The organism is Pirellulales bacterium (assembly GCA_035533075.1).
Classification (GTDB): Bacteria; Planctomycetota; Planctomycetia; order Pirellulales; family JAICIG01; genus DASSFG01.
Genome location: DATLUO010000129.1, coordinates 1 through 6,767, shown reverse-complemented (window position 1 = coordinate 6,767; position 6,767 = coordinate 1). Strand labels below are relative to the sequence as shown.

The 6,767-nt window shown below is 64.0% G+C and carries 4 protein-coding genes; all 4 read right to left on the bottom strand.

Features of this window, described 5'->3' with window-relative positions; genetic code table 11:
• Window positions 1-58: 58 nt before the first annotated feature.
• Window positions 59-427: a VOC family protein gene (locus VNH11_16160; GenBank protein HVA47904.1), complete on the bottom strand. Its 369-nt coding sequence runs from the start codon at window positions 425-427 to the stop codon at window positions 59-61.
• Window positions 428-840: 413 nt separating this feature from the next.
• Window positions 841-1,608 carry a tetratricopeptide repeat protein gene (locus VNH11_16155; GenBank protein ID HVA47903.1) on the bottom strand — a complete coding sequence of 256 codons (768 nt, stop codon included), beginning with the start codon at window positions 1,606-1,608 and terminating at the stop codon, window positions 841-843.
• Between the two features lie 3 nt (window positions 1,609-1,611).
• The gene (locus tag VNH11_16150) at window positions 1,612-3,555 is read right to left on the bottom strand and encodes a BatD family protein (protein HVA47902.1); all 1,944 of its coding nucleotides are present in this window, start codon (window positions 3,553-3,555) and stop codon (window positions 1,612-1,614) included.
• Window positions 3,555-6,572, bottom strand: coding sequence for a VWA domain-containing protein (locus VNH11_16145; protein HVA47901.1), 3,018 nt, complete (start codon window positions 6,570-6,572; stop codon window positions 3,555-3,557). The genes VNH11_16150 and VNH11_16145 overlap by 1 nt, the downstream gene beginning before the upstream one ends.
• Window positions 6,573-6,767: the final 195 nt, after the last annotated feature.

The following is a 6,767-nucleotide window of genomic DNA, read 5'->3' as shown; positions in this document are numbered from 1 at the left end:
AGGTTTTCTGGCAGGTTGGAAACCTGCCCCACGGGCTCATCCTGCACTTTTGGCGAGGCTACTTCGTCGCCTGTTCCCACAGTCCACAGATGTTCCCTTGCGGATCGATGATGGCCGCGAGCGCCCCCACGCCCGGCACCGGCATTTTCGGCAGCGCCACCTGGGCGCCGAGTTTCGTGGCTTTCTCGATCGCCTCGTCGATGCTCGCGACGTCGACGTAATTCATCCAGGGCTGCTGGGCGTGCTGCCGCTGCATCACCGCGCCGTCGATGCCGGGCGAGTCGGGGCCCGTTTCGCAGAGCCAGTATTCCGGCCCCGGTAGTGAGGCTTTGTGGAACTTCCAGCCGAACATGTCGGCGTAGAACCTGGTTAGCGCCTCGGGCTGGGTGGCGGGGATCTCAAAGTGGACGACGCGGTTGTTGGCCATGCTGCGCTCCTGACGAAAATATGACAACGACTAGAGGCGAGGGGCTCAGCCCCTGGAGATTTGCGCTCGTTTCTACAACACGCACGCCCCCAATTCAACTGCTTTCGCAGCGCGTGTGATAAAGGCCAGGCGTTGGCGGACAGCACAAGGGCGTCAGCCCGCCGTGCAGGTGTCCGCCGAAGCCTGGACTTGGCTTCAGGATTGGTGGAAGGCCGCGGGATCTGGGCTGCGGCGGCCTCGCATGCCGAGCGCGGGTACGCATTGCCCCGCGGACCGACATCGAACGGCAAGAGCCGCCGCCACCGGTTGGTTCGACGTAGGAACCGAGTCGCCTTAACGCGACGTCCTGGCCGCGACAGGCTATTCAGTTGGGTATCTGTGTGTTTGGCCCCTAACCTCTGACGAGGAAGCACTTACTCGGCGACATACTCTCGTCGCAGCCAGCCGGTGCCGATCCCTTCGAAATGGCCCAGCACCCAGTTGCCGTTCTCCGCGACGATTGTGAACTCGGCGCCGTCCTTGAGCGGCTGATCGAAGGCCGGCTCGTAATCTTTGCCGATTCCCTTGCGCGCCGTCGTTTCGCCGGTGACCACGGCGCGGCGCGTTTTGACCATCTTGGCATGGGTCAATCCGGCTTCGACGCTCAGCACGACGGCAACCACGACCAGCGCCGCGCTCAGCCAATTTACACGCGGCCGGCGCGCGATCAGGGCCCCGGCCGCCAGCAGGGCGGCCAGCAGGTAGCCCGCCAAAGCCGCGTAAACCTTGCCCGGGAATGACATCCATCCACTCCAAAACAAGACGTGCGTCCACCACGGCGGCGGCGGTTCGGGCAAGCGTCCTGGGGCGACCGCGAGCGCCTGGCGCAAATTTGCTTGCAGGTAAGGATCTCGCGGACGGTACGGCAGGGCCTTGCGATAGGCCGCGATCGCCCGCCCATATTCGCCCGCACGGAAGTAGGCGTTACCCAGGTTGTAGTAGACGGCCCCATTTCGATAGCCGTCGGTGAGCAGCGATTCCAGGATCGCCGCCGACTCCCGGTAATCGGCCGGCGTCTTCGCCGCATCGAACGATTCCAGCGCCCTGACGAACGTGCGCTGCCGCGCGCCCGGCTCGACGTCGGAAGCATAGGCCTGCGGCACTGCAACCAGCAGGATGAGTATCGGGACTGATTTCATCATCCTTCAGCGCTCTCGATCCAACTGGCGCGCCAACCGGGGGATAAGCTGCTCGGCCCTTTCGATCATGGCCGAGACCCCGGCGGCGCTACCCAAGCCGTATTCCGCCGCCTCGATCGATTCCAACAATCGCAGCACCTCGGCCCGTTCGTCGAAAGTTACCGCGGTTTCGGCCAGGGCCGCGTCCGCTTCCGAGGCCGTGAGCCCTTCGGCGACGATGTTCCGCGAATCGGCGATCAAACCGACCACCGCGGTCCGTGTGGCGCGCAGCGCGAGTTCGGGCCGTCCATCGGCGAGGGCCCGTCGCGCCTCGGCCATTTTCTGGACCGCGGCGGGGCGCGCCTGCTGCTTGCGGCGCCAGCCCGCGTCGGCCGACTTTCGACGGTGCATGTTCACGGCGACGATCAAGCAACCCACCACGCACCACGTGCCCGCCGCCACGCCGGCCAACGCCGGAATGTCGACGCGCTGATCGGCCAGTTCCGAAGGATCGGTGACGTTCTGGAAAATCCCCTCCTCGCGCGACTTGATCTCCTGTTTCCCGGAGTCGGTCAGGTTCCCGACCAGGTCGCCGGCGTCGACGTGGCCGGCTTCCGAAACTTCGAGCGAAATGGGTTGGGTCGTGATCTCCGAAAAACTCTCCGTTTCCGGATCGAACACCGTGACGGTAAGCGGGGGGATTTCAACTCCGGCACGGCTCGGTCGCATGGCATAAGCGAACCGCTTCATGTCTCCCTTGGTCCGTCCGGTCGGGTCCTTGTCGAGGATGTCGAAATTCGCGGCGAGCTGCCGGTTCGCGGTGAGGTCGGGCGCCGAGATGATGTCCAGCGAACCGCTGCCGTCGCCGCGCTGGATATCGAGCGAGAGCGTGAGCGGGTCTCCCACTCGCAGGGTGGTCGGATGCGCGGACGCGGAGACGTGATAATTGCCGATCCCGCCGCAGAACGTGGGCGGCCTGGGTGTCGGGACTTCTCGCACTTCCACGGTGACGGCGGGTGCCACGGCGACCAGCCGACGAGCACTGTAACGGCTCCCCGCGTTTCCATCCACGAACGTTCCCTTGACGACCGCCGGGCCAAGCTGGTAACGACCCGCCTTGTTGGGCGTGAGCGCTCGCCTCAGCTCGTAGACGAAATACTCGATTTCTTTCCCGTCGAGCCCGGCGCGGCCCTCACGGCCTTGGTACAAGTTGAAGACCGCCAAACGCGGACCATCGAAGAACGAACCGCTGCGCTGGGTGACGTTGTTGAGCGTGAAACCGGTCCCATCGTTCGCGAGAAGTCCCTCAAGCCAGCCGATCTTTTCGCCGCCCTCGAGCCCCGCCGGCGGATCAACCCAATTTGCCTCCAGGTGCGGGGGTTGCCGGCGGAGCGGTGCGAGAGGATCGAGGTCCGGCTCGTCCGGCAACGGCTGGACAAGCACGCGCAACGTCACCTCGAAGGGCTGCGTGGGATACACCCTCGAGCGGTCCAAGCTGATTTCTGGCACCACCAGCTCTTGCTCTTCGGGAGCGATCACCCGCAGCGCGCGGGGGCGGCCCGAAATCGTTTGCCCGCCGATCGTCACCGAGGGAGCGGGAATCGTCAATTCGCCGCTCCGCTTCGGTGTCAGGCGAAAACGGTACACGTGGCTGAAACTGTCTTGCCGAGTGACGCGGCCGTTGTAGATGAAAGTCGAGGATTGGTTCCGCGATTCGTCCCCCTCCGCCACGACGTCGAAGTCGTCGGTCAAGGCCGACATGTCCGGGCGGGCCGGGTTCTGCGAGTTCTTGATTTCGACGTTGTACTCGACACTTTCTCCGATGTAGATCTCGCCGGCGCTGGCTTCCACGGCGATTTCCGGCACCTCGGCGGCCGGCGCCTGGGAGGTGAGTAAACCCAGCGCCAGGCCGGCCGAGAGAACGGTTTGGCGAATCGTGTTCCGTTTTTTCCCGAGGTCGGTGCGACGCATTACCAATCTTTCTCCACCGGTACTCTGCCCAACACGCGTGCCTTCATCTTGCGGTCGCGCTCGCGCTTTTCTTGTTGCCGCTCCCGGACTTTTCGCAGGGCCTCTTCGATCCGATCGCGGGAAAGCGGCGGTTGTTCCTTCCCGTCGGGTGATGGCTTTTTCCGGTCCTGCCGTTTTTGGTCCTCGCCCTCCTGGTCCTTCTTGTCCTGATCTTTCTTCTCTTGGTCCTTCTTTTCGTCGTTCTTCTTGTCCTGGCCTTGCTTGCGCTGCGGGTTAGTGTCCTGGTTCTCTTGTTCCTGGTCCTTCTTCTCCTGTTCCTCTTTCTCCTGGTCTTTCTGGTCCTGGTTCTTGTTGTCTTGATCTTGAGGTCGTTCCTCGCGGGGTTGCGCCTTTTCGATCTCTTCCAGAATCTTACGAGCCTCTTCCGCCGGCGAATAGGCGGCTTCGCGTTCGTCTTGGGTAAGGGATTTCAAAGCCGCCTGCATGTACTCAACCGCCTTGGGGGCAAGTTCGACGGCTTTGGCGTAACCGGCTTTGAGCTGCTCTGGATCGACTGGCGGGGGATTCGCACTCGTCGCCGAATCGTCCCCCGCTGCGTCGTCGCGGCCATCGCTCGCTTTTTTCGAATCGTCTTCCTCCGCTTCCCCGTCGCCTGCCTCCTCGGCATCCGAGTCGTCGTCGTTCGCTTGCGCATCGTCTTGCGGCGAACCGGACTGCGGCAAACCGGACTGCGGCGATCGTTCCAATCGTTCGAGCTCCGCCTCGGCTTTCAACTTGAGCAATTGGGTCCGGCGCAGGGTCCGGGTTTGGATCTCAACAAGGCGCGCCAGATCTTCCCTGGCGGCGTCCAAGGTGAGATGCCCGGTGCCCACCGCGAGATCGTCGGTTTCAGGATCGGTGTCGTCCGCTGCCGCCTGGCTGTCCGATGGGTCTGGCTCGATGGTCTTGGCGATCAGCGTTTGGTCGGCCAGGTCCCGCGCCAGCAATGGCCGAAAAGGGATGACCGCGTCCCAGATTTTCCCCAATTCGTCAATGGCGGCCTGTTGCTCAGCGGTCGCCGGCGCGGATTGGCGCGTATCGAGGTGGTCGGCGGCGGAAGACATTTTCTCGCCCGCCGCGTCGGCCCATTGTTGCAGCAGTGCCGTTGCCTCTTCCAGTTCCTTGGTGTTTGACGGTTGGGTGCCCGCGCCGGCGGGCTGTTGTGGTTTCAAGTCGGACTCGATCTTGTCCTTGAGCGGCTCGATCTCGTCATAAAGCTCCTCCTGCGCTTGCTTCAATTCCGCGAAGGCGTCGGCCGCCGCCGTCGCCGGGAGAGTTTTTGCCGATTCGCGCAGTGCCGTCTGGCCCTGGATCAGAAACTCGAGGAATTCGAGCAGGTTCGACTCTTGCCGCCGCTGCCGGCGATCGTGTTCGCTCCATTGGTCGCTGTAGTATTTGATCCACATCCGCACCAGCTCGATGTCGCGGCGCGCACGCGCATCGTCGGGCCGCAGCTCCAAGCTGCGGCGGAATGACACGATGGCTGACTTCAATTGATCGACGATTTTTTCGCGGCTTTCCTTCGGCGCGTTTTCAGGGTGCTCGCCCGCAAGTTTGCGGGCCTCCTCCGCCTCCAACGTGCCCAGGTTGAAGTAGGCCGCCGCCGCCAGCGGCTTTTCGCGCGTCAGCCCGGCCTCCAAATACAGCGTGCGCGCTTGCTCCACTTCCCCCTGGCGATGAGCGGCGCAAGCCTCGTTGAACGCCGCCACGGCGGCCCTGTCGGCGGCTTCGTCCTTGCCGAATTCCTCGGCCGCGGCGGCGAACTTGTCGCGCGCCGAAACGAACTCGTCCTGTGAATACAACAGCAAACCCTCGCGGAAGGCCGCTTCAGGCTCGTCAGCCGATGCGGTCGCCGAAAGACAGCAAAGGAGCAACAGCCCGACGAACACGGAAACTGGCAGCCGTGTACGAGAGGCTACTCCGTGGCTGCCGCTGGCGGGCTTTGCTGAGGCATCGGGGCCGCCGGCTTGCGACGACGGCGGCACCGTGCGGTACGGCGGGGTGCAAAGGTCCGCCAGGAGCGCGAAGAGCGCCAGCGCGAGGAACGGCTGAAAACGCTCCGAGCGTCTGATCCGCCGCTGGTGCGCCCCGTCGCCACCGCGTCTTCCCTGGAGATGGTCCACGTACAGTTCGCCAAGATCGTAAGCCCGCGTCCCAACCGGCACGTAAACGCCATTGGTTTTCAGCGCGATTTCCTTGAGGAGCGAGCCGTCCAGTTTGCTCCAGACCTGTTGTCCCTCGTACTCGACGAAACTCGCGGAATCGGCGCCTTGCGGAACGCGCGCGCCATGGTCGGAGTCGCCCAGGCCGACGGTGAAGATCGTGACGTGCCGTTCGGCGGCCACGGTGGCCGCCTCCAGGGGGTACGATTGCTGATCGTCGCCGTCGGTGATCAAGAGCATCGCCTGGTCGCGTTCGGCCTTGGCATGAAAGACTTCGAGCGCTTTTCGGATCGCGTCGCCGATCGCGGTGCCGCCGCGCGGCGCGCTCGCCGGGTCGAGCTCGTCGAGCGACCGGCGGAAGGCGTCGTAATCGGCCGTCAGCGGGCACTTCACCACCGCCTGGCCCGCGAAGGCGATCAGTCCGACTCGTTCGCCGTTCAGCCCCTTGACCAGCGCCGCCACGTCGGCCTTGGCGCGCGCCAACCGGCTGGACGGCACGTCGGTGGCGAGCATCGAGCGTGAGACGTCGATCAGAACGTAGAGATCGCTGCCGCGAGGGACGATATCTTCGTATTGCGTGCCGAAGCGCGGTCCGGCAAGCGCCACGAGGCCGGCGATCAAGGCCACCTCGCGTAGCAGCGATTTCACCCAGAACCGCACCCGCGACTCAGCCGGCAGGATTCGCGCCCACATTTGCGATGCCACGAAGGCCTCGGCGGCCTGGCGTCGCCGCCGGCGCCCGCCGAGCGCAAGCGCCAGCCATGCCACGCCTAGCGGCAGGATCAAGTACAGCCATTGGGGATGTTGCCATTCCATGTTCGGAAGGATGAAGGATGAAGGATGAAGGATGAAACAGAATCTGTAGGGGACGCCCTCCGTGGCAATCCTGTTCGGCACGAGATTTTATCCGGCTTTAGCGGGGGCGTGGAAGGCGCATGCTAGCGTTTCGTAGAGTTTATGGAAGCAGGAATACTGGCGCAGCAATCGCCGCGGTCCGCCGTGTGCGCAGCA

Bases quoted from the DNA above. Each gene is read 5' to 3' on its own strand.
- VNH11_16145 (HVA47901.1), bottom strand. From the start codon at position 6,572: ATGGAATGGCAACATCCCCAATGGCTGTACTTGATCCTGCCGCTAGGC.
- VNH11_16160 (HVA47904.1), bottom strand. From the start codon at position 427: ATGGCCAACAACCGCGTCGTCCACTTTGAGATCCCCGCCACCCAGCCC.
- VNH11_16155 (HVA47903.1), bottom strand. From the start codon at position 1,608: ATGATGAAATCAGTCCCGATACTCATCCTGCTGGTTGCAGTGCCGCAG.
- VNH11_16150 (HVA47902.1), bottom strand. From the start codon at position 3,555: ATGCGTCGCACCGACCTCGGGAAAAAACGGAACACGATTCGCCAAACC.